At 71.2% G+C, this 25,789-nt stretch carries 24 protein-coding genes and 1 pseudogene; 12 read left to right on the top strand and 13 right to left on the bottom strand.

Annotated features, from left to right (window positions below):
* Positions 1-175: 175 nt before the first annotated feature.
* On the bottom strand, positions 176-1,492 hold the full coding sequence (locus SSPS47_RS14025) for an ABC transporter substrate-binding protein (protein ID WP_164251438.1): 1,317 nt from the start codon (positions 1,490-1,492) through the stop codon (positions 176-178).
* 183 nt (positions 1,493-1,675) lie between these two features.
* Between SSPS47_RS14025 and SSPS47_RS14020 the strand changes: the two genes are divergently transcribed.
* Positions 1,676-2,113, top strand: coding sequence for a hypothetical protein (locus tag SSPS47_RS14020; RefSeq protein ID WP_239064903.1), 438 nt, complete (start codon positions 1,676-1,678; stop codon positions 2,111-2,113).
* Between the two features lie 109 nt (positions 2,114-2,222).
* On the top strand, positions 2,223-3,119 hold the full coding sequence (purU, locus tag SSPS47_RS14015) for a formyltetrahydrofolate deformylase (protein WP_147876754.1): 897 nt from the start codon (positions 2,223-2,225) through the stop codon (positions 3,117-3,119).
* Positions 3,120-3,182: 63 nt separating this feature from the next.
* Here the strand turns inward: purU and SSPS47_RS14010 are convergent, their stop codons facing one another.
* The 6 genes and pseudogenes from SSPS47_RS14010 to SSPS47_RS13985 form a co-directional block, all read right to left on the bottom strand.
* A complete protein-coding gene (locus SSPS47_RS14010; RefSeq protein ID WP_164251437.1) occupies positions 3,183-5,378 on the bottom strand; it encodes a xanthine dehydrogenase family protein molybdopterin-binding subunit in 2,196 nt (731 codons plus the stop codon).
* The gene (locus tag SSPS47_RS14005) at positions 5,375-6,364 is read right to left on the bottom strand and encodes a xanthine dehydrogenase family protein subunit M (RefSeq protein ID WP_164251436.1); all 990 of its coding nucleotides are present in this window, start codon (positions 6,362-6,364) and stop codon (positions 5,375-5,377) included. The genes SSPS47_RS14010 and SSPS47_RS14005 overlap by 4 nt, the downstream gene beginning before the upstream one ends.
* Positions 6,351-6,875, bottom strand: a complete 525-nt coding sequence (locus SSPS47_RS14000) for a (2Fe-2S)-binding protein (RefSeq protein WP_164251435.1) — start codon at positions 6,873-6,875, stop codon at positions 6,351-6,353. Before SSPS47_RS14000 ends, SSPS47_RS14005 begins: the two co-directional genes overlap by 14 nt.
* A 115-nt stretch (positions 6,876-6,990) precedes the next feature.
* A pseudogene (locus SSPS47_RS13995) lies at positions 6,991-7,415 on the bottom strand (PPOX class F420-dependent oxidoreductase).
* A gap of 252 nt (positions 7,416-7,667) precedes the next feature.
* The gene (locus SSPS47_RS13990) at positions 7,668-9,170 is read right to left on the bottom strand and encodes a maleylpyruvate isomerase N-terminal domain-containing protein (protein WP_164251434.1); all 1,503 of its coding nucleotides are present in this window, start codon (positions 9,168-9,170) and stop codon (positions 7,668-7,670) included.
* Complete coding sequence (locus SSPS47_RS13985) at positions 9,167-9,748, bottom strand: sigma-70 family RNA polymerase sigma factor (protein WP_164251433.1); 582 nt, start codon at positions 9,746-9,748, stop codon at positions 9,167-9,169. Before SSPS47_RS13985 ends, SSPS47_RS13990 begins: the two co-directional genes overlap by 4 nt.
* Positions 9,749-10,024: 276 nt before the next feature.
* Here SSPS47_RS13985 and SSPS47_RS13980 point away from each other — a divergent pair, with 276 nt between their 5' ends.
* The 3 genes from SSPS47_RS13980 (at position 10,025) to SSPS47_RS13970 (ending at position 12,019) form a co-directional block, all read left to right on the top strand.
* A complete protein-coding gene (locus SSPS47_RS13980) occupies positions 10,025-10,399 on the top strand; it encodes an STAS domain-containing protein (RefSeq protein ID WP_147876761.1) in 375 nt (124 codons plus the stop codon).
* 66 nt (positions 10,400-10,465) lie between these two features.
* Entirely contained in the window at positions 10,466-10,978 is a 513-nt protein-coding gene (locus SSPS47_RS13975; RefSeq protein ID WP_147876762.1) for an EF-hand domain-containing protein, read from the top strand.
* Between the two features lie 471 nt (positions 10,979-11,449).
* Positions 11,450-12,019 carry an ATP-binding protein gene (locus SSPS47_RS13970; protein ID WP_164251432.1) on the top strand — a complete coding sequence of 190 codons (570 nt, stop codon included), beginning with the start codon at positions 11,450-11,452 and terminating at the stop codon, positions 12,017-12,019.
* On the opposite strand, the gene SSPS47_RS13965 is transcribed toward SSPS47_RS13970, so the two are convergent.
* Complete coding sequence (locus tag SSPS47_RS13965; RefSeq protein WP_164251431.1) at positions 12,006-13,115, bottom strand: helix-turn-helix domain-containing protein; 1,110 nt, start codon at positions 13,113-13,115, stop codon at positions 12,006-12,008. The two genes, SSPS47_RS13970 and SSPS47_RS13965, sit on opposite strands and share 14 nt — an antisense overlap.
* 103 nt (positions 13,116-13,218) lie before the next feature.
* On the opposite strand from SSPS47_RS13965, the gene SSPS47_RS13960 reads away from it, so the two are divergent.
* Together SSPS47_RS13960 and SSPS47_RS13955 are read left to right on the top strand one after the other, a co-directional pair.
* Complete coding sequence (locus tag SSPS47_RS13960) at positions 13,219-14,541, top strand: MFS transporter (RefSeq protein ID WP_239064902.1); 1,323 nt, start codon at positions 13,219-13,221, stop codon at positions 14,539-14,541.
* 142 nt (positions 14,542-14,683) lie between these two features.
* Complete coding sequence (locus SSPS47_RS13955; RefSeq protein ID WP_164251429.1) at positions 14,684-16,024, top strand: MFS transporter; 1,341 nt, start codon at positions 14,684-14,686, stop codon at positions 16,022-16,024.
* Here SSPS47_RS13955 and SSPS47_RS13950 read toward each other — a convergent pair.
* Together SSPS47_RS13950 and SSPS47_RS13945 are read right to left on the bottom strand one after the other, a co-directional pair.
* Positions 16,011-17,222, bottom strand: coding sequence for an NAD(P)/FAD-dependent oxidoreductase (locus SSPS47_RS13950; RefSeq protein WP_164251428.1), 1,212 nt, complete (start codon positions 17,220-17,222; stop codon positions 16,011-16,013). The genes SSPS47_RS13955 and SSPS47_RS13950 overlap by 14 nt on opposite strands.
* A 187-nt stretch (positions 17,223-17,409) precedes the next feature.
* Positions 17,410-17,817: a RidA family protein gene (locus tag SSPS47_RS13945; RefSeq protein ID WP_164251427.1), complete on the bottom strand. Its 408-nt coding sequence runs from the start codon at positions 17,815-17,817 to the stop codon at positions 17,410-17,412.
* 126 nt (positions 17,818-17,943) lie between these two features.
* Here SSPS47_RS13945 and SSPS47_RS13940 point away from each other — a divergent pair, with 126 nt between their 5' ends.
* Complete coding sequence (locus SSPS47_RS13940) at positions 17,944-18,342, top strand: helix-turn-helix domain-containing protein (protein ID WP_164251426.1); 399 nt, start codon at positions 17,944-17,946, stop codon at positions 18,340-18,342.
* 13 nt (positions 18,343-18,355) lie between these two features.
* On the opposite strand, the gene SSPS47_RS13935 is transcribed toward SSPS47_RS13940, so the two are convergent.
* The gene (locus SSPS47_RS13935; RefSeq protein WP_164251425.1) at positions 18,356-19,057 is read right to left on the bottom strand and encodes a pyridoxal 5'-phosphate synthase; all 702 of its coding nucleotides are present in this window, start codon (positions 19,055-19,057) and stop codon (positions 18,356-18,358) included.
* A 107-nt stretch (positions 19,058-19,164) separates the two neighbouring features.
* Here SSPS47_RS13935 and SSPS47_RS13930 point away from each other — a divergent pair, with 107 nt between their 5' ends.
* A complete protein-coding gene (locus tag SSPS47_RS13930) occupies positions 19,165-19,743 on the top strand; it encodes a TetR/AcrR family transcriptional regulator (protein WP_164251424.1) in 579 nt (192 codons plus the stop codon).
* Positions 19,744-19,838: 95 nt separating this feature from the next.
* On the opposite strand, the gene SSPS47_RS13925 is transcribed toward SSPS47_RS13930, so the two are convergent.
* Positions 19,839-20,486 (bottom strand): TetR family transcriptional regulator, encoded by a 648-nt coding sequence (locus SSPS47_RS13925; protein ID WP_147876771.1) that lies wholly within the window; start codon positions 20,484-20,486, stop codon positions 19,839-19,841.
* Positions 20,487-20,804: 318 nt separating this feature from the next.
* Between SSPS47_RS13925 and SSPS47_RS13920 the strand changes: the two genes are divergently transcribed.
* Both SSPS47_RS13920 and SSPS47_RS13915 read left to right on the top strand, forming a co-directional pair.
* Entirely contained in the window at positions 20,805-21,590 is a 786-nt protein-coding gene (locus SSPS47_RS13920) for a VOC family protein (protein ID WP_164251423.1), read from the top strand.
* A gap of 222 nt (positions 21,591-21,812) precedes the next feature.
* Positions 21,813-24,287: a PQQ-binding-like beta-propeller repeat protein gene (locus tag SSPS47_RS13915; protein WP_164251422.1), complete on the top strand. Its 2,475-nt coding sequence runs from the start codon at positions 21,813-21,815 to the stop codon at positions 24,285-24,287.
* Between the two features lie 81 nt (positions 24,288-24,368).
* Here the strand turns inward: SSPS47_RS13915 and SSPS47_RS35380 are convergent, their stop codons facing one another.
* On the bottom strand, positions 24,369-25,058 hold the full coding sequence (locus SSPS47_RS35380; RefSeq protein ID WP_239064901.1) for a hypothetical protein: 690 nt from the start codon (positions 25,056-25,058) through the stop codon (positions 24,369-24,371).
* Positions 25,059-25,240: 182 nt separating this feature from the next.
* Here SSPS47_RS35380 and SSPS47_RS13905 point away from each other — a divergent pair, with 182 nt between their 5' ends.
* Positions 25,241-25,741 carry a hypothetical protein gene (locus tag SSPS47_RS13905; RefSeq protein WP_164251421.1) on the top strand — a complete coding sequence of 167 codons (501 nt, stop codon included), beginning with the start codon at positions 25,241-25,243 and terminating at the stop codon, positions 25,739-25,741.
* The last annotated feature ends 48 nt before the right edge of the window (positions 25,742-25,789 follow it).

Raw genomic sequence — 25,789 nt, 5'->3', positions numbered from 1 at the left:
GGTGACGGCACCTCTCCTCCGTGGCCCCCTGCGTTGTCGGAGTCGGCCGAGTACGGCCGGTCCATCCACGGCGCCGGTCCTCCGCCCTGCGATGCACCGCGCCGGCCGCCGCGGTCCCGCCCCGCGGCCCCGCCCCGCGGGCGGACGGCGCTGCCGTCGGGACCCGCCCCCGGCGCTACGCGCTGGGGCCCGCGTCGCTCAGTGTTCCGCGGACGTCCACGAAGCCGTCCTTCAGCGAGACCAGCCGGCCTTCGCGTACCACCTGGAAGGTCACCTCGCTGTTCACGATGCGCGGGAAGCCGGGCGAGCCCAGCATGTCCTCGTACCGCCAGCGCAGCGTGGGCGTGAGGCCGCCCGTCTCGACCCTCGCGCCCTTGTCCAGCGCGTGCGAGAACGTGGCCGAGGAGATCGTGTCCCTGCCGATCGACTCGACGACCGACCTGAGGGCGGTGTAGGCGATCCACGTCGTCTGCACGCCCGGGTCCGCCGGGTCGATGCTGTCGTCGCCGAAGGCGTGCTCACGGATGACGTCTCGCATCGGCCCCCACGCCGGATCCGACGCCTGCGGGTACCAGCCCGTGACGTACGCGCCCTCGAAGAGGCCCTTGGAACCGCCCGTGCGGTCCACCAGGGGCTGGCCGACGCTGCCCAGCACCGAGGAGATGCGGATGTTCCCGTCGTCGTCGGAGAGCCGCCGGTAGGAGTCGAAGAACGTCTCCGTACGGTCGCCGAGCACCGCCGTGACACAGCCGTCGGACGCGTTCTCGCGGGCGCGCTCCGCCGAGTCGGTGTAGTCGGTGGCGTCCTCTGCCGCGCGGATGTCCGTCGCCTTGTCGCCCCCGCCCGCCTCCCCGCCGTCCTTGCCGCCTCCGCCGCCCCTGCTCAGACCGGAGTTGAGCAGTTCCGGCATCGCGTCACCGGTGATCGTGTCCGGCCGCACGATGGAGACGCGGTCGCACTCCCCGGCCAGCTGCATGCCGTTGCCGGCCAGGAGCGCCGCCTGGCCGCCGTTGACCGGGTACGAGACGAAGCTGGAGAACTCCCGCTCGGCGATGCCGTAGCCGCCGAGGTACGGGATCCCGGCCGCCTCCAGCGGCGCCATGAACGCGTCGCCGTGCTGGCTGTAGGAGCCGACGACGGCCGTGACGTCCTTCTTGGCCGCCAGGCGGGCGCAGTCGGCGGCGCCCGCCGAGGTGTTGCGTTCGTTGCAGGTCAGCACCCGCAGCTCGTGACCGTCGATACCGCCCGCCGCGTTGACCCAGCGCGCGTAGGCCTTGGCCATGGCGGGCATGCCCGGCATGTTCGTCGCCGCCGTGCCCTCCGGCGCCCACGTCATGACGGTGACGGGCTCCCTGGAGCCCCCCGGCCCCCCAGGGAGTACGCCGCACCCGGTGACCACCGATGCCCCGACCGTGACCGTACACAGGACGCGGACCACCGGATTCCGGTGGAAGGGGCGGGGCGAGGAGGAGCGCTGCTGCCTACCGGTCATGTATCCGCACACTTCCGGCCTATGGGTAACTGCCTGGTGGAGCTTGTTCAACCGCACATGACGACGAGGTGAATTACGGGGGCCCGCGCGATCGCCTCACGGAGGTCCGTACGATCGACTCCTGTGCAGCAAGGTTCGGAGAACTCTTCCCGTCGCGGCCGTCGCTCCTCCACCATGGGCGACATGCCGCTCAATGACATTCCCTGGTGGCGCTGGCGCAGCAATGTGCGCTCGGCGCTGCACATGCTCTCCGATCCCGTCTTCCACCAGGAGTTCTGGCTGGCCGGCCGAGAGGGGTACGGCGACGTCACCGACGCCGTGTACCGGCTGGTCGAGGACACCTGGCTGGACAACTGGTCGGCGGAGAAATACGTCGGGACGATCTTCCGTGACTCCGGCGAGGCCGCGCTGGTCGACGTCGCCGTCCTGCGGGTGCTGCGGATCATGCACCAGGTGGGGCCGGACGCCCCGATATCGGTGTATCTGGAGCACCACGGCTGGCCGGAGGCGGTACGCGCGGCGCGTGAGGCGCACGTACGGCTGGCCGTCAACGACGGCGAGGACCCGGACACGGTGCCGCGCTCGCTGGACGTGCTGCGGATCCTGACGCGGTCCGCCTGACCCGGCCGCGGTCTCACCGACCCGGCAGACACCGCCGCCGGATACCGACGCGGTCCGCCTGGCGGTCACGACCGCCCCGTACGGGGCCCGTGTGGGATCCTCTGGGGTCATGAGTTCCCCGCAGCAGCCCGCCGCCCGGGCCGACCGGCCCGCCCCGTCCGACGAGTACGTCCTGACACTGTCCTGCCCGGACAGACAGGGCATCGTGCACGCCGTGTCCAGCTTTCTCTTCATGACCGGGTGCAACATCGAGGACAGCCAGCAGTTCGGCGACCGCGACACCGGGCTCTTCTTCATGCGGGTCCATTTCTCGGCCGAGGTGCCGGTGACCGTGGAGAAGCTGCGCGCGAGCTTCGCCGCGGTGGGTGACTCCTTCCGGATGGACTGGCAGCTCCACCGTGCCGTGGACCGGATGCGGGTCGTCCTGATGGTCAGCAGGTTCGGCCACTGCCTGAACGATCTGCTCTTCCGGTCCAGGACCGGCGCGCTCCCCGTGGACATCGCCGCCGTCGTCTCCAACCACACGGACTTCGCCGAGCTGGTCGCCTCGTACGACATCCCCTTCCACCACATCCCCGTCACCAAGGACACCAAGGCGGCGGCCGAGGCCGAGCTGCTGGAGCTGGTCCGCGCGGAGGACGTCGAACTGGTCGTGCTGGCCCGCTACATGCAGGTCATCTCGGACGATCTGTGCAAGCAGCTGAACGGCCGGATCATCAACATCCACCACTCCTTCCTGCCGAGCTTCAAGGGCGCGAAGCCGTACCACCAGGCGCACGCCCGGGGTGTGAAGCTGATCGGCGCGACCGCGCACTACGTGACGGCCGACCTCGACGAGGGCCCGATCATCGAGCAGGAGGTCGAGCGCGTCGGCCACGAGGTCACCCCGGAGCAACTCGTCGCGATCGGCCGCGACGTGGAGTGCCAGGCGCTGGCCCGCGCGGTCAAGTGGCACGCCGAGCACCGGATCCTGCTGAACGGCCGCCGCACGGTGATCTTCGGCTAGGCCCTGTCCGGCGGATCATCGCAGGGCCCGGCAGTCGAGTCGCCTCGCTGCCGTGCCCCGCCGTCACAGAAGGTCGTCGATGGTGATGGGCAGTGAGCGGATGCGCTTGCCGGTCGCGTGGTGGACCGCGTTGGCCACGGCGGCGGCGATGCCCACCAGGCCGATCTCGCCGATGCCCTTGGTACCGATCGGCGAGAAGCGGTCCGGTCCGCCGACGAAGACGACGTCCAGGTCGGGAATGTCGGCGTTGACGGGGACGAGGTAGTCCCCGAACGTGCCGTTGGCGATTCGACCGGTGCGCGGGTCGGTGACGGTGTCCTCGAACAACGCCTGGCCGATACCGCCGATCGTCGCGCCGATGATCTGGCTCCGGCCGGTCTTCTCGTTGAGGATGCGGCCCCCGTCGATGACCGACACCACCCGCGCGATCCGCACCAGCCCCAGGTCGCGGTCGACCCGCACCTCGACGAACTTGGCGCCGAAAGCGCCGGACGGCGCCATGCCGAGATCCTCCGGGGAAGCGGGCGTGCTCGAACCGTCCGCCGAAAGTTCCGCCAGCCCCTGACGGCTGAGGATGTCGATGTAGGACTCGCCCCGGGAGGGCTCGCCTTTCACGTGGACACGTCCGTCGCCGGCGGTCACCGCTTCCGGCGGGACACCGTGCAATGGCGACTCGCCGTCTTCCGCGGCGAGCTCGGCGAACCGGCGGACGAGGCGACCGCAGGCGTCGACGACGGCGTTCCCCAGGGATCCGGTGAGTCCGGAGCCGCCCGCTTGGGGAGCGGCCGGCATGTCGGAGTCGCCGAGGTCGAAGCGGACCACGCCGAGGGGGAGTCCGAGATGCTCCGCCGAGACCTGGGTCATCACCGTGTAGGTGCCGGTTCCGATGTCGGTGACGGCGCTGAGCACCAGCGCGCTCCCGTCCCGGCCGACAGTGGCCCGCGCGGAGCAGGGCACCGAGTACCACGGGTAGCTGCATCCGGCCATCCCGTATCCGATGAGCCAGTCGCCGTCCCGCATGGAGCCCGGCTCGGGGTCCCGGGACGACCACCCGAAACGCTCGGCCCCCACCTGGTAGCACTCCCGCAACGCCTTGCCCGACCAGGGCAGGCCCGACCGCGGGTCGACGTCGGTTTCGTTGCGCAGACGCAGCTGCAGCGGGTCCATCGCCAGGGCGTAGGCCAACTCGTCCATCGCGGACTCCAGAGCGAAATTGCCCTGGCCTTCCGCAGGGGCGCGCATCGAGCAGGGGGCAGGCCGGTTCAGACGCGCCTGGACGTCCCGGGTGACCACGTTCGGGCACCGGTAGGCGAATGCCGAACCCGCGGAGACGGCCTCGTAGTCGTCGTCCTCCATGGCCAGCGACGAGACGGTGCGGTGGTCGATCGCCGTCAGCTCTCCGCTCCGGTTCGCGGCGAGCGACACCCGCTGCACCGTGTCGGGCCGATGTCCGACGCAACTGAACATCTGGGGCCGGGTCAGCACGAGCTTCACCGGCCGGCCGATCAGCCGGGCCGCGGCGACGGTGAGGATCACGTGCTGCCAGGCCCGCAGGCCGGCGCCGAAGGCACCTCCCACGTACGGCACCAGTACGCGAACGGAGCTCTCCGGGACCTTGAAGACGGCGGCCAGTGTCGCCTTGACCATGGAGGGCCACTGGGTGGTGTCGTGGACGGTGAGCCGGTCCCGGTCCCAGATCGCGAGGGTGGCGAAGAGACCGAGCGGGCTGTTGGTGTTGTCCGGGGTGGTGTAGGTCTGCGTGACCTTCACCTCGGCCGAGGCCAGGGCCGCGTCGGTGTCCCCGCGATCGCTGTCCGTCCCCCACGGGTCGGTCACCTGGGGGGCCTTCGGGTCCAGCACGTCGAGCAACGGCTCCGTGCGCTCGTACTCGACGGCCACCAGCCGGGCCGCCGCCGCGGCCTGCTCGGGGCTCTCCGCCACGACAAGAGCGACGTGCTGCCCGTAGTGCCGGATGAGGTTGTCCTGCATCGGTGGCGGCGGTGAGGTGCCGAGCGCCGTCATGGGTCCGCGCTCCAGCCTCGGCATATTGAGGTGCGTGAGCACACTGATCACGCCGGGCGCGGCCTCGGCGGGGGCGGTGTCGATGCGTACGACGCGGCCCGCGGCCACTGTGCTCCCGACGAGCGCCGCGTGTACCTGATGGTGGACGTTGAAGTCCGACGGATAGGGAGCGGCGCCCGCCACCTTGCGGGGGCCGTCCACCCGGCTGATCCCGGCCCCGACGACTGTCTCGCTCATGCCGCCACCCCTGACACGGTGCGCAGTTCGCGGACCAGGCAGCGCTGCGCGAGTTCCACCTTGAACGCTGTGCCGGGCAAGGTCCACGCGTCCTGTACGGCCACCCGCGCCGCTCGTTGGAAGGCTTCCGTTCCGGGAGGCGAGCCGACGAGCTCGCGCTCCGCGTCCAGCGCCCGCCAAGGCCGGCTGCCCACCCCGCCGAGCCCGATCCTGGCCTCGTGGATGATCCCGTCGGAGACCACCAGGGCCACCGCGGCCGAGGTGAGCGCGAACTCGTAGGACATCCGGTCCCGTACTTTCAGGTAGCCCGAGACGGCCCCGGCGGGAAGCAGCGGGATCTCGACGGCAGTGATCAGTTCGCCGTGTACAAGGTGGTTCTCGACGTCCGGACTCTCCGATGCCAGGAGGTAGAAGTCCCTCAGCAGGATCCGCCGTTCGCCCGTGGGGCCCTGGGCGCGCACCACGGCGTCGAGTGCCACCAGGGGGACGGCGAGGTCCGAGGCGTGCAGGGCGATGCACCGCTCGTTCGCGCCGAGGACGGCGTGCATACGGGGCACCCCCTCGACGGCCGCACAACCGGACCCGGGGAGGCGCTTGTTGCACTTCGGGACGTCGGGGTCCCGGAAGTACCGGCAGCGCGTCCGCTGCAGCAGGTTTCCGCCGATCGTCGCCATGTTCCGCAGCTGGGTGGACGCGCCCTTCAGCAACGCCTCCCGGACCAGAGGCAGGCGCTCGGCGACTGTCGGATCGGCCGCCAGTTCCTCCATCGTCGTCAGGGCGCCGACGTGGAGCGCCTCGCCCCGCCGCTCGGTACCGGCCAGTGGGAGACGCGTGATGTCGACCAGCATGCCCGGGCCGAGCACCCCGTCCTTCATCAGATCGAGCTGCGTCGTCCCTCCGGCCAGATACGCGGCGTCGGGACGGGCCGAGACCAGCCGCACCGCGTCGGAGACTTCCGTCGCCCGGACATACTCAAATGGCCGCATTGCCTCTCCCCTCGGAGGCCACGTCGCGGATCGCCGCCACCATGTTCGGATAGGCGCCGCACCGGCAGAGGTTTCCGCTCATGAATTCACGGATGTCGTCATCTGTTCCGGCTCGTTCTTCGTCGATGAGGGCGATCGCCGACATGATCTGTCCCGGCGTGCAGAATCCACACTGGAAGCCGTCCCGTGCGACGAATGCTTCCTGTACGGGATGCGTCGCGCCCGCGCGTGCGATCCCCTCGATCGTCGTCACCGCGCGGCCCTCGCACTGTGCCGCGAGAGTGAGACACGAGAGCACCCGCTTCCCATTCACATGCACTGTGCAGGCACCGCAGGCTCCTTGGTCGCAGCCTTTCTTCGTTCCCACCAGACCCAAGTGATCGCGCAGTGCGTCCAGGAGCGTGACGCGTGTGTCGATGCTCAGGACGGATGGGCGCCCATTCACCATCAGTTTCGTGACTGTCTCGAATACTTCGGGAACCGCGGTCTCACGCGAGATGTCCACGCGCATGCTCAAACCTTCCAGGTGATGAAGCTCGCCAAGAGATCGAAGAGACGGAATCAGCGGCGACGGCTTTCGCGTACCCGGCCGGGACCAGGCAGGCCGCCGCGGCCACCTACAGGAATCAGGCGATGGCCGCGTAGGCGGTGACGTGCTCGATCCGCATCCGCCCCAGTAGCATGCCCGGGACGCTGTTGCGCTCCCCGAACTCCCGCGCACGGTCCTCGCCCGTGTACCGCGCGGCGATACTCGTCGCCCAGGTGAGCAATTGCCCGGGGTCTTCCGAGATCGCCACGCGTCCCCGCAGCACCACGAAGGAATAGGGCGGCGCTCGTCGTCGACGCACATCGCGGCCCGTTCGTCCCGCAGAAGATTGCGGCTTTTCACCGTCGTGTTCTCGGTGGTGAAAACGAGATCTTCACCGTCCAGCAGGAACCACATGGGCGCGATGTGCGGGCTGCCGTCCGCCCGGACCGTGGACAGCTTGCCGGTGCGAGTGCCTTCTCCGATGAAGGCCTTCCACACGTCCTCACTCATTCGTTCAGCCATGCCGGGCACAGTACGGAGCGAAGTATCACGTTGCTCCGAGGGCACGCCGCGATTGGCCCGGAAACGGCGCGGCAGTCGAATTCCGTCGATCACCTTCCGGTGATCCCGCCACCGGCCACAACGGCCGTTACCGACGGGCAAGAACGGCCGCAACCGTTCCCACTCGGGACAAGCTCCGGTCATATGATCGGCCGGACAGGGCCCAGCCGAACGCCGGAGCCGGTCGCCGGAGCCGGTCGTCGAAGCCGACCGTCAGAGCCGGCTCAGCGAGGCCGCCGCGAACAGCACGTCCCGGATCGCCTCGCGGTCGCCGTCCTGTCCGGCCGCGGCCTCCTCGGGCGAGATGTGCCCGGCGACCAGCTGGCAGAACTCGACGCCGTCCAGCGCGACCTGGGCCACCGCGCGCTCCGCCGTGCCGACCGCGGCCGGTGAGTCCAGCGCGATGTACCAGTTCCCGCCGCCCGGGCCCTCGACCTCCAGATGCAGCGAGCGCCCCGGCGACCCCGGTACGACCAGCTGATGGGCGGGCGAGGCCAGGCCCGCGCGGCGGCGGGCCGCGAGGGCGGACGGGATGAGCTGCGCGGCGAGGTCGATCATCTCGTGCAGATGCGGGCCGCTCGGCGCCGGATACGGGTAGTCCACCGCCTCGGCGATGTCCACGCCGTGGATCCAGCACTCGAAGGCCCGGTCGATCATCGCGTCGCGCAGCGGCAGCGCGAACTCGCCGTACGGGACGGAGAGTTCGGCCACACCGCGCCCCGCGAAGGAGACCGTCCTGATCAGCGTGTGGCTCTGGTCGCGCCACGGTTCGCGGATGGTGCGGGTGGGCGGCGGATGCGCCCTGCGCCAGAACGCCTCGGTCCGCTCGGTCGGCGACTGCGGCGCCGGCTCGCCCAGCGGATCGTCGAGTCCCAGCGCCGAGGCCACCAGGCCGTCGACCGTCATCAGGTGTCCGATGACCCCGGCGACCGTGGCACGTCGCGCGGCGGGCTCCTCCTTCTCGAACCACTTGAGCTGGAGCGGCGCGTGCCACTCGGCGTCGCCGAAGTCGCGCAGCAGCGCGTCGAGCCGGGCGGTCTCGGCGTCGTACGGGGTCGCCCACAACGGCACCGGGATACGCGCGGCCCTGCGGCCGAGGCAGTTCTCCAGCACGCGGGAGCGGAGCAGCGGAGGGAGGTCGAGATTGCGGTCGGCCTGCAACAGGCCGACCGCGTCCCGCAGTTTGAGGGCCTCGTCGGCGCACGGCGCGCACTCGGTGAGGTGGTTCTCGACGTGTGTCGTCTCCTCGGGCGAGCAGGCGGCCAGGGCCCAGGCGCCGAGCAGGGACTTCAGTACGGAGTGCGAGGGCGGCGGCCCGACGGGCTCCGCCGGCGGGCGGGGCGGCGGACCGTACGGGTCCCGCCCGCCGGTCATCTCCCGCTCCCCGGCGGGTTCAGGCGGATGGGCGGGCTCGGGCGGTGTGCCGGGGACCGTGTCCGCGCCCGCGCCGGAGTCCACGCCCGCCGTCTTGTCCGCCGTACCTGCCTCGTCTGTCGCATCCGGTTCATCCGGCTCTTCCCGTTCGCGGCTGTGCTCCGCCGCCCGCGCGGCGCGGGCGTTGCCCTCGACGGCCCGGCGCAGCACATCCGTCGAGGGCGGATCGAGGTCGTCGGCGGCGGCGCGCTGGCCCGGTATGCGCGGGATGCCGCGTACGCCGTCGGGCTCGTCGGCGCCGCCGCGGTCGCCGTTCCTGCCGCCGTCGAGCGGCCCGTTCACAGCGACCGCCCGCTTCCGGGCGGCGACGAGCCCTCCAGGGGACGGGCGTTCGCCGACGAGAGCAGTTGCAGACCGAGCCGCAGCCGGCGCCGCGCCTCGTCCTCGGTGACTCCGAGGTCGGCGGCGGTCTGCCGGTAGTCGCGGCGCTGGAAGTACGCCAGGTCCAGCGCGGCTCGCAGGGGCGCGGGCATGGAGGTGACGATGTAGTCGGCGCGTGCGGCCGCCGACGCCTCGCGGATCTTCTGTTCCAGCTCCTCCGTGCTGCCCTCGCCGCTGGCCCGGTGGGCGGCCGTCTCCAGCTGCCGCAACCGGTTCACGGCCTGGACGCGGGCGAGCTTGGCGATCCAGGACCGCATCGAGCCCTGCTTCGGGTCGAAGACATCCGGGTTCTCCCACACGTAGCCGAAGACCTCCCGGGTGATCCGGTCGGCGGCCTCGTCGTCGTCGAGCACCCGGTGCGCGAGGCTGTGCACGAGCGAGGCGAAGCGGTCGTACAGCTCACCGAGCGCGGCGGCCTCGCCCCGCGCGAGCCGCTGCTGCATCCTGCGGTCCCAGCGGGGCGGTGTGTCCTTCGCCATGAGACCCCCAGCCCTGTGACTGCTCCGTGACCCGACCTGCGATGCGACCCCGCCGTTTCCGAATGTACTGGCCAGTGTCATCGAAGAGCGCCCCTTTGCGCCAAGTGCGCCCCTGGAGGCCGCTCGCGATGATAAGGAATTCGGCCGCGTCGGACGCGTTGTGTTTCATACGAGGTCAGTCGGGCAGCCGCGAGGAAGAGGGACGACCTCCGGTGCGGAACCGGAGTCCGGAACTCCGTACAGAGTCTCCGGTTCGGTACGAGGGAAGGTCCAGGCGTGACGCTCAAGGTGGAGAAGGACGAGCACGGCCTGTGGACGGTGCTGCGCATCACCGGAGAACTGGATCTCGTGACCTCGCCCGTGGTCCGCCAGCACGTCCACGACGCCGTCGCGGCCGGCCGCCGCGAACTGGTTCTCGACCTGTCCGAGGTCTTCTTCTGCGACTCCAGCGGTGTCGGCGTCCTGATCGCCTCGCGCAAACTGATGCGCTCCTGTCAGGGACGGCTGCATCTGATCCTGCCCGCCCATGGCGCGGAGGAGGGCTCACACGTGAACCGCGTTCTCGCGGCTCTCGGCGTGCGTCGCCTGTTCGAGGTCTACTCGGACGTCTCCGACGCCGTCGACGAGGAGGCGCAGCCCCTCTCCGCCTGAGGTCCGTCCGCCGGACAGACCTGAAGCCTTCACATGGCGGCCCCATGGCGTCGTACGCTCCCAGGCATGGACAGCGCAGAGTACGAGGGCAAGATCGCCTCCCGGTTCGCCGCCTTCGACCAGGACGGCAACGGCTACATCGACCGCGAGGACTTCAGCGGAGCGGCAGCGGCACTGCTCGCGGAGTTCGGCGTCACCGCACGATCCGACAAGGGGCAGGCCCTCTACAGCGGGGCCGAGGCCTTCTGGCAGGGCATGGCGGGCATCGCGGACGTCGACGGTGACCAGCGGGTCACCCGGCAGGAATTCATCACCGGCGCCGCGAAGAGGCTGCGTGACAGCCCCAAGCGCTTCGCCGAGATCGCCCGGCCCTTCCTGCACGCGGTGATCGCCATCGCGGACGAGGACGGCGATGGTGTGACCCCGGCGGCGGCCGAGCGGGTGCTGATCGTGCTGGGCACGGAGCAGGGCGTGGCCGCGCAGGCCGCCGGGGGGCTGGACGGGGACGGTGACGGCCGGATCACCGAGGAGGAGATCCTGACGGCGTTCGCGTCCTACTACGTGACGCCGGAGCCGTAGACCGCGAGGTCGACCGGGGCCCGGGACCGCCCGGCGGAGCTGGCGGAGCCGTACCGGAGAGCGTTACCGTGAGTGACGGCATGGCATTCGCACATGTCGATACCGGGTTGTGTCCTGCGGGTGACCCGTCACGGGCCGGAGTCGGCGGCGGGCTCCGGTAGCCTCGCTCGGGTGCGAGCGGTGGTGAGGCGTGACGGATCCGGTGTGGCCAGGACGGCGACGCCGGACCGGGGAATGCCCGCCGATCGCACCGTACGGCGGCGCCGGGGGCGTCCTTGTTCGACTACCCGCAGAGTGCGTCGCACAGTATGGCTCACGCGTACTCCTTCGCGTTGGAATATGCCCGAAGCGCTTGTTGCGGTGACTGTACGTCAACCATGCTGTCCCACAAGGGAATCACGTTCTGTGACCTTGTCGTGGACCTTGTCGAGGCGCGAGGCGATGTGCCCGCCGGTTCGGATGGTGTGAGCGGTGCAGGTTCTTCAGGTGCAGTTGGAGGTCGGGGCCGATCCGGCGGAGGTCGGCCGGGCCCGTCGATGGGCGCGGTCGCGGCTCGTCGGCTCCGGATTGAACGACGACGAGCCACTGGCGGAGACGCTGATCCTGCTGATCTCCGAGCTCGTCACCAACGCCGTCGTGCACACCGGCTGTCCGGCCGTGCTGCGGATGCTCTTCGGTTCCGGGGCCGCCGAGGCCGGGACCGTACGGGTCGAGGTCGCCGACACCAGCGCGCGTCCCCCCTGTCCGCGCCATGCGCAGGGCGCGGACACCAACGGGCGGGGCCTGGAGCTGGTCGACGGACTGGCCGACCGGTGGGGCTGGCAGCCGGAGGGCTCGGGCAAGCGGATCTGGTGCGAGGTGGACCGGTCCGAACCGGAGCCCGCGGCGCGGTACGAGCCGCCGGTGCCCCCGCCGCTCGGCGGGCTCGGGCACTACGGGGCGGACCTGTCGGTGACCGGCCGGTCCGTGGAGCCGGACCGGGACCGGGACCGGCCCCCCGCCGGGGCGGACGGCTCGTCGAAGGCCTTCACACAGGCCTGAGCGCCGCCGGACCTCCGCTGTCGCGGGTGTCGCCGCACGGACCCTGGCTCCCGCCGTCGACCGCGCGGAACGTACGCCGGTAGACGGTCGGCGCGACACCGAGCGCCGCCTGGAGATGCTGGCGCATGGACTGCGCCGTACCGAATCCCGCGTCGCGCGCGATCTGGTCGACGGCCAGATCCGTCGCCTCCAGCAGATGGCGCGCCCGTTCGACCCGCTGCTGGACCAGCCACTGGCCGGGGCTGATCCCCGCCTCCTCGCGGAAGCGGCGCGTGAAGGTCCGGACGGACATCGATTCCTGTTCCGCCATGTCCCGCAGCTGGATCGGCTCGTGGAGCCGGGCGAGCGCCCAGGCCCTGGCCCTGGTGGTGGTCGCCAACTGTGCGTCGGGAACGGGGCGTTGGATGTACTGGGCCTGGCCGCCGTCCCGGTGCGGCGGGACGACCGTGCGCCGCGCGACGTCGTTGGCGACGGCCGTGCCGTGATCGCGGCGCACGATGTGCAGACAGAGATCGATCCCGGCGGCGACCCCGGCCGAGGTCAGGACGTCGCCGTCGTCGATGAAGAGCACGTCCGCGTCGACCCTGATCCGGGGAAAGGTCCGCTGGAAGTGGGCGGCCGACGACCAGTGGGTGGAGGCGGGCCGGCCGTCGAGGAACCCGGCGGCGGCGAGCACGTAGCCGCCGGTGCAGATGGAGACCAGCCGGGTGCCGGGCCGCAGATGCGCCAAGGCGGCGGTCAGCTCGTCGGTGAGGACGCCCTTCTCGTAGACCGGGCCGAGTTCGTACGAGGCGGGGACCAGCACCGTGTCGGCGGTGGCGATGGCCTCGGGGCCGTTCTCGACGAGGATGTCGAAATCCGCGTCCGTACGGACCGGGCCCGGCGGTCGGACCGAGCAGGTGACCACGTCGTACAACGGGGCGCCCTCGGGGCTCCTGGCGCGGCCGAAGATCCGCTGGGGGATGCCCAGTTCGAAGGGGAGGACCCCGTCGAGCGCGAGGACCACGACGCGGTGGCGCGGCCGGGCGGTGCCGCGCGGTGACCGTGCCCGCTCCCGGCCGGCGGCGCTGTCCGGGCCGTCCTTGCTGTCCGTCATTCGAGAATCCCCTGGTGGTCCAGACCAGCACTTGATATCTGTCGACTCTGTGACTGCCAAGCGTCCGAGGGACCCCGCCATTCCCGGCCCGGCCGGGAGATCCGTGAAATCCGACGAAACCCCTCTCTGGAACCGTAACTTCCGGCTCTTCTTCCTCGCCAGGACCGTGGCGCGCTTCGGCGACGGCATGGTGCCCGTCGCGCTGGCCGCCGGGCTGCTCGAATCGGGACACGGCGCGTCGTCCGTCAGCTTCGCGCTCGGCGCGTGGATGGTCTGCTTCACCGGGTTCGTTCTCTTCGGCGGAGTGCTCGCCGACCGGTTCACGCCGCGCCGGATGATGGTCCTCGCCGACGTGATGCGGCTGTTCGGCACGGCGGGCCTCGCCGTGATCTTCGCCGGGGGAGCGCCGCCGCTCTGGCTCGTGTACACGCTCAGCGCACTCAACGGACTCGGCGCCGCACTCTTCCAGCCCGGCGTTGCCAGCATGCTGCCCGTGCTCTCGCCCGACGTGCAGCGCGGCAACGCGGTGCTGCGGGTCGCCGAGTCCCTGGCGACGATGGCGGGTCCGGCCGCGGCCGGCGCGCTGGCCGGGTTCGGCGGGCCCGGCACGATCTTCGCGGTCAACGCGGCGACGTTCGGGATGAGCGGGATCTGTCTGTTCCTGGTGCGGATGCCGACCATGAAGGCCGTTCGCGGTGACTCGATGCTCACCGAACTGGTCGGCGGCTGGCGCGAGTTCCGCGCGCGGTCGTGGCTGTGGGGCGTGATAGCGATCTGGTCGGTGTACGGCGTGACCGTCCTCGGGCCGATGGTCCCGCTGGAGGCGGTGGTCGTCACCGAGCGGTACGGCTCGGCCATGTTCGGCCTGATGATGACCGTCCACGGGGCGGGCAACGTGGCGGGCGGACTGCTGGCGCTGCGACTGCGCCCGGCCAGACCGCTGTTCGCGGGGACGATCGCGCTGTTCGCGGTCGCCGCGAACCTGCTGGTGCTGGCCTACGACGTCCCGCTGCCGGTGCTCGCCGCCGGATTCTTCGCGGGCGGTACGGGTTTCGCGTTCTGGCTGGTGATGTGGTCCACGACGGTCCAGACGATGATCCCGCCGGAGGCTTTGAACCGGCTCCACGCCTACGACGTGGCGGGCTCCCTCATCATGCTCGCGGTCGGCCGCGCACTGGCCGGCCCGGCGGCCGAGGCGATCGGGATGCGCGAGGCGCTGGTGGGCGGGGCGGTGGTGAACGTCCTGGTCTGCGTGGCCCTCTTCACGGCCCGCCCGATCCGCGCACTGCGGCGCGTGGTCCGCCCTCGACCCGCCCCGCCGGACCCGCTCACCACGGACCGGCCCACCACGGACCGGCCCACCACGGAGCCACTCACCGCCCGGCCCGGGACCGCCTGCCCGACAGCCGAGGGGGACAGACCGTAGCCGGGCCACGCGCACCCCTGCCGGGCGGCTGCGGGCCGGGTCCGGCGCACCGGCCGTGCGCGCCCGGCTCGTCCCCACCCCATGGCCCGATCCCATTGGCCGCTGGCCTTCGGGCCGCTCGTCCCGCGCGTCCGCGGCGCCGATGCTTCTCGACGTGACACAGACAGCCGAGACCCCAGCAGAGATACCCGCGGAGGCCCCCGGCCCGCGCGGTCGGCGTCGGCCGCGGATCCACCGGGCCTGGTTCGTCGCCGCCGTGACCTTCGTGACCATCATCGGCGCCGCCGCCTTCGCCTCGCTGCCCGGGCTCCTCATCGATCCGCTGCACACCGAGTTCGACTGGTCGCGTGGCGAGATCGGGTTCGCGGTCTCCGTCAATCTCGCGCTGTACGGGCTGACCGCGCCGTTCGCCGCCGCGCTCATGGACCGGTTCGGGATTCGCCGGGTCGTCGCGGTCGCGCTGAGCGTCATCGCGACCGGCTCCGCGCTCACCGTCGTCATGACCGCCGCCTGGCAGATGGTCCTCTACTGGGGCGTCCTGGTCGGCATCGGCACCGGCTCGATGGCCCTGGCCTTCGCCGCCACCGTCACCGACCGCTGGTTCGTCGCCCGGCGCGGTCTCGTCACCGGGATCCTCACCGCCGCCGGCGCCTCCGGGCAGCTCGTCTTCCTGCCGCTGCTCTCCTGGCTCGTGGCGAACCACGGCTGGCGCCCCGCCGCCATCACCGTCTCGATGTCCGCCCTGGTCGTCGTCCCGTTCGTCTGGCTGCTGCTGCGCGACCACCCGGCGGACGTGAGGCTTCCCGCGTACGGCTCCGAGGAGTTCAAGCCCAAGCCGCCCCCGGTCACCGGCGCGGCCCGGCGGGCCGTCACCGTCCTGTTCGACGCCGCCCGCACGGGCCCTTTCTGGCTGCTCGCCGGGACGTTCGCGATCTGCGGCGCCTCCACGAACGGACTGGTCAAGACCCACTTCATCCCCGCCGCCCACGACCACGGCATGCAGATCACGACCGCCGCCTCGCTCCTCGCGGTCATCGGTGTCTTCGACATCATCGGCACGATCGCGTCGGGGTGGTTCACCGACCGCTTCGACGCGCGCCGGCTGCTCGCCGTCTACTACGCGCTGCGCGGTGTCTCGTTGCTCTTCCTGCCGATGCTGCTCGTGCAGGGCGGTGCGGACGTCCGGCCGCCGATGCTGTTCTTCATCGTCTTCTACGGTCTGGACTGGGTCGCGACCGTCCCGCCGACGATCGCCCTGTGCCGCGAGTACTACGGCGCCGACAGCGCGATCGTCTTCGGCTGGGTGCTCGCCTCGCACCAGGTCGGCGCCGGCGTCGTCGCGTTCGCGGGCGGCATGGTGCGTGACGTCACCGGTTCGTACGACATGGTCTGGTACGGCTCGGGCGCGCTGTGCGCGGCGGCGGCGCTGATGGCCCTGCTGATCAGGAGCCGGGCCAGGACCGCCCCGGTCAGCGCGGCTTGACGCTCTTGGCCTTGCGCGCCTCCGCCTTGCGCGCCTCCGCCTTGCGCGCCTTCGTCCCGACCGCCTTCGCGATCCGCTCCGCGTCCCTGGACAGTTCGCGCAGCATCCCGCTGATCGGATTGGTGAAGCCCGTGAAGTACAGGTCCGGCGCCCGGTCGGAGGTGCGCGCGCCGCGCACCACCGGGCGCCCCCGCTCGTCCAGTACGCCGAGGTGCCCCACCAGGCCCTCCAGCGCCCGGCTGTAGCCGGTCGCGGCGATCACCACCTCGGGCGAGATCCGCGAACCGTCCGCCAGCACCACCTTGCTGTTGTCGAACGACTCGACCGCCGCCACCGGTTCGACCCGCCCCTTGCGCACCGCCGCGATCAGCCCCACGTCCTGCACCGGGATCGCGCCCTCACGCACCCGTGAGTACAGCCCGGTGTCGGGGCGCGGCAGACCCCGCTCCGCGAGGTCGGGCACCGCGATCCGGCACATGATCTCGCCGGCCCGGTCCACCAGCCGCGTCGGCAGCCGCCGGACCAGGATGCCGGTGCGCTGCGCCGGCCAGCCCGCCGTGGAGCGGCGCACGATGTGCGGGACGGTACGGATCGCGAGACGCACCCGCTCCGCGCCGCCCTCCACCAGGTCGACGGCTATCTCCGCGCCCGTGTTGCCGGCGCCGACGACCAGGACGTCCTTGCCCGCGTACGGACGGGGGCTGCGGTACGCACCCGCGTGCAGCAGTTCACCCCCGTACGACTCCGCGCCCGGCCAGGAGGGCAGCCGCGGGGTGTGGTTGAAGCCGGTGGCGACGACGACGGCGCTCCCGGTCAGCTCCCGGCCACCGGTCGCGCGCAGCAGCCAGCTCCCGCCGTCCGCCGAGCGGTCGACGCCGGTGACCTCGACGCCGGTCACGATCTCCAGGCCGTGGAACTCCGCGTACTTCTCCAGATAGCGGACCATGTGGTCCCGCGAGACCCAGCGGCCGAAGGACCGCGGCATCGGGAGGCCCGGCAGCGCGGACAGCTTGCGGGTGGTGTGCAGATGGAGCCGGTCGTAGTGACCGCGCCAGGAGGCCCCGACGGCCGCGGACTTCTCCAGCACCACGGCTCGTACACCCTGCGCGCGCAGGGCGGCGGCGACGGCGAGACCGCCAGGGCCGCCGCCGACGACGTACACGGGGCGGTCGTTGGTCAGGTCGATGTCGCTGGGCATGAGAGCTGAGCGTAATCGAGCGGGCACTTGTTGGGTCTCGGTCAAGATGGGAATCGATTGCGAATCGGTCACGTACGGGTAAGTCCTGCGCGCGGAGGCTGAATCCGCCGTGAAAGTCGGCGTGAATCAGACGCTCCGCGCGCGGCGTGCCACCGGGGTCCGCCGTAGGGCCCGACGCCGTCGTCGGTCAGTCGATGACCGCGGTGGCCTCGATCTCGACCAGATGCTCGGGCACGTCCAGTGCCGCGACCCCGAGCAGTGTGCCGGGCGGTACGGGGGTGACCCCCAGCTTCGCCGACGCGCGGGCGAGCCCGTCCAGGAACAGCGGCATCTTGTCGGGGGTCCAGTCGACGACGTGGACGGTCAGTTTCGCGACGTCGTCGAAGGTGGCGCCGACCCCGGCCAGGGCGGTGGCGATGTTGAGGTAGCACCGCTCGACCTGGGCGGCGAGGTCGCCTTCGCCGACGGTGGCGCCGTCCGCGTCCCAGGAGACCTGCCCGGCGATGAAGACCAGCTTCGATCCGGTCGCGACCGACACCTGCCGGTAGACGTCGATCTCGGGAAGTCCGGTCGGGTTGACGAGGGTGATGGCCATGGTCCCTGCCTTGCTCTGGGTTCTCTTGCTCCGAGGCTCTTGCCCGGTCTCTTGTGGTTACTCAGGAACCGTAGGAGAGTGTGCGCCGACATGGAAGAACGCACTTTTCGGTGACTGGGGAACCTGATGGTGACCAAGCAGTTCGGCGGCCTGCCCGAGGACGCGGATCTCCGGCGCGCGGACTCGCTGGCGCGGGAGATCTTCTCCGACGTCGCCAACAAATGGGCGCTGCTGATCATCGAGGCGCTGGGGGAGCGCACCCTGCGCTTCGGGGAGGTGCGGGACGAGGTCGAGGGCATCAGCCACAAGATGCTGACCCAGAACCTGCGCATGCTGGAACGCAACGGCCTGGTCGAACGGAACGTGCACCCCACCGTCCCGCCGAAGGTGGAGTACACCCTCACCGGACCGGGCCGCGGACTCCGCGAGACGGTCGACCTGATGTGCGACTGGACCCAGCGCCATCTGCGCCACATCGAGAGCTCCCGCGACCGCTTCGGCCCCGGCCCACAGGACGCGGCCTAGGGGAAGGCGCTGTCTAGGGCCAGAGCAGTTCGCGGGACCAGTCGCCGCCGTTCGTGGCCGGGCCCGGGGGCGTACGGCGATAACGCAGCCGGACATGGCGGCGTCGCACGTCGCCCTGGAAGAACTCGACCTCGTCCGCGGCCAGCACATACCTCGTCCAGGTGGGGGCCGGTGCCCGCGGATCGGCCCGCGCCCGTTCCCACGCCGCCTCGGACGCCCGCGCCAGTTCCTCGGAGGAGCCGAGCACGTCACTCTGCCGCCCGGTGAGCGCCGAGGCCAGCGCCCCGGTGGACCGGACGCCCAGATCGGCCCGGCTCTCCCGCGGCCCGGCGGCGCTCACCGTGCCGCGTACCCGGATCTGCCGTCCCCGCGCCGGCCAGTAGAAGCCGAGCGCGGCCCACGGCCGGCCGGCCAGCTGGCGGCCCTTCGCGCTGGTCGCGTGCGAGGCGAAGTGCCAGCCGCGCTCGTCGGCGTCGTGCAGCAGCAGGGTGCGTACGTCGGGCCGCCCGTCGGCGTCGGCGGTCGCGAGCGTCATGGCGTGCGGCTCGGTCTGCCCGGCCGTAGCCGCCTCGACGAACCACCGGTGGAACAGCGTCAGCGGCGCCTCCGGTACGGAGCCCGGATCGAAGGAGGGCAGTTCGGTGTCCCAGACCCGCAGCTCCGGCAGGATCGCGCGGAACGCCTGCTGCTCATCATCGGCCTCGTCGTCGCTCATGGGCCCATTCAACCGCGCCGGTCCCGGCCGCACCGGGCACCGGCCGCCACCTACGATGTAGTACTACACATGAAGTGGTATCAACGCGAAGAGGTGTGCCCGCTCCGATGCGACAGAACCTGGCCCGGCGCTCCGCGCTCGTCGACGCCGCCATCGAAGTGCTCGCGAGCGACGGTGCCCGCGGTCTGACCTTCCGGGCCGTCGACGCCGAGGCCGCCGTGCCCAAAGGTACGGCGTCCAACTACTTCACCAGCCGCGACGAGCTGCTCAACCAGGTGGGCCACCGGATCTACGAGCGGCTGATCCCGGACGAGGCCACCGCCGCGGGTCTGTTCGCCGGCCCCAACACCCGTGAGCGGACGGCGGAGTTGGCCCGGCAGGTGGTGGAGCGCGTCACCGCGTTCCGGACCGGGTTCCTCGCGCTGCTCGAACTGCGCCTGGAGGCCACCCGGCGCCCCGAGCTGCGCGCCGTACTGACCGCGCGCGTCGTCAAGGACGTGGAGGCGAACGTCGAGGGGCATCTGGCGTCCGGACTGCCCGGTGACGCCGACGCGGTCAAGATGCTCTATCTGGCCGCCAACTGGCTGGTGGTGGAGCGGCTCACGCTGCCCGGTGTCTTCTCGGAGGAGGAGGCCGCGCGGCTGATCGGCGACATGGTGGAGCGTGTACTGCCGTCCGGTCCGTGAGACGGGAGCGCCGGTGGCGGATAAGTTCGCTGATCCGCCACCGGCTTGACAGGACGCAGGGAAGGGCACGCCCGTACCGTGCCCCGCGGGCGCGGCTACTTCGCCGGCTTCTTGCCCGTGATGCCCAGGTGGACCAACAGCGCCAGATTCGGCCTCAGTTCGGCCTGCTTCACACCCCAGGTCTGGAAACCCTTCTGGTGCCCGGCCACCGCGGCGAGCATGACGACCAGCGAACCGGCCATCGCGGCGGGGTTGACGTCCTTGTCCACCCGGCCTTTTGACTGGAGCTCCTTCACGGAATCCGTAAGGGAGTTGGTGACCGAACTCAGGATCTTCATACGGATCTTGTAGAACCGCTTGTCGCCCTCGGCGGCGCCGAGATCGATGACCCTGAGGATCGCGTCGTTCTTGCGCCAGAAGTCGAGGAATCCCTCTACGAGTTCTTCCGCCGTCTGGCGTCCCGCTTTACCGGCCCAGGAGCGGCCGGAGACCAGTTCGGTCAATCCGGCACCCTCCTTGGCCATTTCCTCGGCGATCTCAAGGACGGCGCCCTCGACGTCCGGGAAGTACTGATAGAAGGTCGCGGGTGAAGTGCCTGCCTTCCGGGCCACGTCGATGACTTTGACGTCCCGATACGGCGAGGTGCTGAGCATCTCGCTGAGGCAGTCGAGCAGCTTCTGCCGCGTCGCCTGGCCGCGCCGACCGGCCACGCGGCCGTCGACGGTACGCACTTGTCCTGTCATGCCGTCAGCTTACCGAGGGGTGATCGGAGCGCGATTCGGCCGACTGCAAATGGGGAACCGCCCGCTGATCGCCGGGGCCGTAAGGAACCGTTTAGGGGCGGTAAGGGAGCGCCCCCTCGGACGGCCGTGACCGGGAAAAGTGTTATCAACAGCCTGTGGACAACTTCGGTGGACAACTCAGCGCGCACGGGCCCTCACCGGGAGGTGATTAGTCAATTGTTCGATTTGCCCCGCCCTGCGCCGGGCGAAATGCGCCATTAGCGTGGCCGGAAGGGGCGCCGCTCGGGCGGTGCGCACGCGAGGGAAGGATCCGGGCTCATGGCCGCATTCGCGGAAGGCACGCCGTGCTGGGTGGATGTGTCGCTTCCCGACGTCCGGGCGGGCAAGCGTTTCTACGGCGAGCTGTTCGGCTGGACATTCGGCGCGGACGGCGGTGCGGCATACGGGCACTACACGAATGCATTCAGTGACGGAAAGCGAGTGGCCGCACTCGCGGCGAAGCAGGACGGGCGTATGCCGACCGCCTGGGGCGTTTATTTCGCGACATCTGACGCCGCGGCGCTCAGTGCGCGAATCAAGGAGGCCGGCGGCGGAATGGTGATGGATCCGGCACCCGTGGGGCCGTACGGCACGATGGCGCAGGGCGTCGATCCCGGCGGCGCTGTCTTCGGCCTCTGGCAGCCCGGAGCGCTCTCCGGCTTCGAAAAGCGGGGCGAGCCCGGATCTTTCTGCTGGACAGAGGTCTATACGAGGGACAAGGAGAGCGTCGACCTCTTCTACGAGTCGGTATTCGGCTTCGTCGGCAAGGACCTGCCGGGCGATCCGGCCGATTACCGCACGTGGTCCCCGCAGGGCTCCGAGCCGGACAGCGACACCGCGATCGGCGGGCGAAGTGTCATCACCGACGCATTTCCCAAGGAGATGCCGGGGCATTTCCTCGTTTACTTCTCCGTCGCCGACTGCGACGAGACGGTCGCCGACGCCGTACGGCTGGGCGGCCGGGTCAGGGAGTCCGCCGCAGACACCCCGTACGGCCGGATCGCCGTCGTCGCGGACAACCAGGGTGCGGCTTTCGCGCTGCTCGCCGAGCCGGCGGCGGCGTAGTCCGTCCGAGTCGGGGGGTGGCGCAACCCGTGTTGGCCCGTACGCGTCAACACTTATACGGGCGTGATACTCACCCCGTACGAGGTCGTTCGCTCATTTCCTGTCCGAAACGGGGTGAGACACCCCGATCCGCCCCCGGGTTCGCAACGATCGAGCCAGGCAGGAAGAATCAGGGTGCAGGGGGCCGTACCTTTGTGGCCCGTACGGGGAGGTGGCAGGCAAGTGGAGCAGCTGACGCAGCACGATCCAAGACGTATCGGGCCCTTCGAGGTGCTCGGACGCCTCGGAGCGGGCGGTATGGGGCTCGTCTATCTCGCGCGCTCGGCCTCGGGCCGGCGCGTGGCGATCAAGACGGTGCGGACCGAGCTCGCCGAGGACCAGCTGTTCCGCGTCCGTTTCACGCGCGAGGTGGAGGCCGCCCGCGCGGTCAGCGGCTTCTACACCGCCGCCGTCGTGGACGCCGACCCCCGGGCCGCCGTGCCCTGGCTGGCCACCGCCTACGTGCCCGCGCCCTCGCTCGAAGAGATGGTCAACCGGTGCGGACCGCTGCCGGTCCAGGGCGTGCGCTGGCTGGCCGCCGGCATCGCCGAGGCGCTCCAGTCCATCCACGGCGAGGGCCTGGTCCACCGTGATCTCAAGCCGTCGAACGTGCTGGTCGTGGAGGACGGACCGCGCGTCATCGACTTCGGCATCGCGTCCGGCGTCTCCAACACCCGGCTGACCATGACCAACGTGGCCGTCGGCACCCCCGCGTACATGTCGCCCGAGCAGGCGCGCGACTCCCGCAGCGTCACGGGCGCCAGCGACATCTTCTCGCTCGGCTCCACCCTCGTCTTCGCGGCCACCGGACACGCCCCCTTCCACGGCGCCAACCCCGTCGAGACGGTCTTCATGCTGCTGCGTGAGGGACCGAATCTGGAGGGGCTCCCCGACGACCTGCGCCCGCTGATCGAGTCGTGCATGCAGATGGACGCCGCCCGTCGCCCGTCGCCAGCCGATCTCCAGTCGCAGCTCGCCCCGCACCTGTTCGCCTCGGGCAGTGACGACAGCGGCACGGCTTCGGCCTGGCTGCCCGCGTCCGCCACCGAGATGATCGAGGAGCGGCGCGGTGGCGGGCGCATCAACGCGGCCGCCGCTGCCGCCGCGCGCGCGCCGGTCCCCCCGCCGCCCGCGCATCACCCGCCGCCGCCGCCGCCCGCGCCCTCGCCCGACTGGGACGCCGCGTGGCGCCGCGACGGCGAAGGCGGTCAGGGCGGTCAGGGCGGTCGAGCCGGCCAGGGACAGCAGGGCGGCCAGGGCGGCGGCGGGGCGCCCGCCGTGCCCGCACCGCCGGGCGCGGGCCCCGGCGGCCCGGTCAGGCTCTCCGGCTCCCCGGTGCCGATCGGCCCCGGCCCCCGCGTCCCCGACGGCCGGGTCGCCGCCTCCGCCGACGCCGGACCGGCCACCGGCTGGATCCGGCCACCCGCCGGGCTGACCGGCGCGGACCTGCCCCCCGGCGCCGTCCAGGCCCCCGCCGCGCCGCCGGTGCCCGCGCCCTCGCCCGCCCCCGACGGCGCGGCGCCCGGCCGCTGGCGGCCCTGGCGCTTCCGGATGTCCAACGACGTCTGGGGCACCCCCGTCGTCGACGGCGATCTGCTCTACGTCACGTCGTTCGAGGTGCACGCGCTGGACGTGGGCAGCGGGCGCCGGCAGTTCAAGACCCGCGACGTGGCGTGGGCGATGTCCGTCTCCGGAGGCCGTATCCACGCCTCCGACGGCCCCACGCTCTACGCGCTCGACGGCGCGGACGGTACCGAGCGCTGGCGACTCCAGACCGACGCCTGGGTGTACTCGCTGAAGACCGACCGGGGCACCGTCGTCACCGGTACGCGCGGCGGCGGCGTCCAGGCGTGGGAGGCGTCCAACGGCGAGAAGCTGTGGGAAGTCACCGGCGCCCAGACCGACTTCGAGACACCCGAGGCCGGACCCGCCATCTTCGACGGCACGGTGTACGTCTGGCAGAACGCCCGGCTGCGGGCGCTCGACGCGCGCACCGGCAGCGAGCGCTGGTCGTACCCCATCGGCGACGGCGCGTCCTGCGGCGGCGTACCGATTCGCCTGGTCCCCGCCTCCGACGGGTACGTGTACGTCGCGGCCGGCACCCGCGTGCTGTCCATCGACATCGCCACCGGCCATGTGCGCTGGCACTTCGAGGCGCCCGCCGTCTTCCTCTCACCGCCCGCCTTCGCGCCCGGCCCCGCCGTGACCGGCGGCGGTGTGTATCTCGCCGACTACCTCGGCACGGTGTACGCGCTGGACGCCACCACCGGCAAGGACCGCTGGCGCATCGCCACCGAGGCCCGCCAGTCCCTCGAACCGGTCCTGGTCACCGCCGGGAACGTGCACGTGGGCAGCGGCAGCGCGCTCTACACGCTGGACGCGGTGGCCGGCACGCCCAAGTGGCGCTTCGCCGCGGGCGGCGAGGTCGTCGGCGCGCCCGTCGTGGCCGACGGCCGGCTGCACTTCGGCTCGGCCGACCATGTCCTCTACACCCTGGACGCGGGCGGCGGACAGCTCCGCTGGAAGCTCGCGACGGGCGGCGAGATCACGGGCTCACCGGTGGCGCGCGGGGGAGTGGTGTACGCGTGCAGCAAGGACCGCTGCGTGTACGCGCTGGACGCGATCAAGGGCACGGCCACGGGCCGGGGCGCCCGCTGACCGCGCCGCGTCGTACGACAGGCCGTACCGGCTGACGGCCCGCGCGCACCCGACCGGCCGGGCCGGTCGATTCCCGTACGGTCAATTCCCGGGCGGGCGCCGGGTGGTGTCGTCCGGCGGGGGCTGTGCCCACGGCTGCTCCCCGGTGTCCCAGGCCTGCTGCCCGGGTCCTCGGTCGTCCTGCCGCTGCGGGCCGTTCACCGGCGGCTGTACGGGTGGCAGCCGCTCGTCGCCCCACCACTCGTCACGCACGTCCGGGTCGTATCCGTGGTCCCGGTAGTCGTCCCGGTCCTGGTCCCGGTCCCCGTCCCGTTTCCGGTCGCCGACGTACCGGTGGCCCCCTCCGCCGCCTCTGCGCCGCGTCCGGCCGCTCATCACCGCCGCCGCGATCAGCAGCAGCGCCCCGCCGCCCAGGGCGGCCGCGACGCCGAGGCCGAGACCCGAGCCGTCGCTGGTCAGCGAGAGGCTTCCGGCGGCCTGCCCCTGGCGCACCATCCACAGAATCGTGAACCCGAGCACGACCACCCCGGCCAGCGCCACCAGCAGCCGTGAGCGCAGCACCAGCCCGATCAGGGTGACCAGGGCGGCGAAGACGAACGGGAGCAGAAGGGAGACCCACAGGTCCGAACCGGTGCCGGTGATGCCGTTGAACAGGTCCTCGACGCGGTAGTCCCGGCCGTGCCGGCCGTTGTACCAGGCCTGGAACGGGCTCGCGACCGCCGAGGCGGCCCCGATGACGGCGAGGACCGACCCGATGATGTTGCGGACCATCGACGGCCTCCTTGGACGAGCGTGCAGAGCACAGCTTCCAGAATCCGACGCTACGCCCGGGAACCAAGGGCCGCCAGATTTGGTCCCGTAACCGAGCACCCCTCGCGCACTGCTAGGGTGACATGCGCTCGACAAAAGGGCATTAACCATGACCAAATATCGCAATTTCAACGGGGGTTGAAATGAAAAGTCGCCATGTCCGTGCCATAGCCGTCTTCGGTATCGCCGTCTTCGCGCTGACCGGCGCCCGTGGCTCCGGCGGCGGTGGCTGCTCCAGCAGCAGTTCCGGCAGCGGTGGCAGCAGCCACTCGGACAGCGATTACGACGACGACTACGACGGATCGTCCGGTTCCACCACCACCGGGGGATCCGTGACGGGTGGCAGCTCCGCCGACGCCGGCCGGGATCTGACCATCGACAGCTGCAAGTACGACACCGTCGCCGGCGGCTTCGTCGCGGAGGTCACCGCCACCAACAGCGCCTCGGTCGACTACAGCTACTCGTTCTCGGTCGAGTTCACCGACTCGGCCGGCGCGAACGTCGGCAACGGCTTCGGCAGCATCCCGGCCGTGACCGCGGGCGGCTCCGAGTCCGTCGAGGTCACCGCGGTGGACGTGTCGGGTGACGAGGGCGCCTCCGGCGGCGAGTGCAAGGTCGAGAACGTCATCCGCACTTCCGCCTGACCGGCAACGCGAAGAGAGACGACGACAGGCGGGGCCCCCTGAACGGCC

Source organism: Streptomyces sp. S4.7, from assembly GCF_010384365.1.
GTDB lineage: Bacteria > Actinomycetota > Actinomycetes > Streptomycetales > Streptomycetaceae > Streptomyces.
This window is presented reverse-complemented; position numbering and strand designations above follow the sequence as displayed.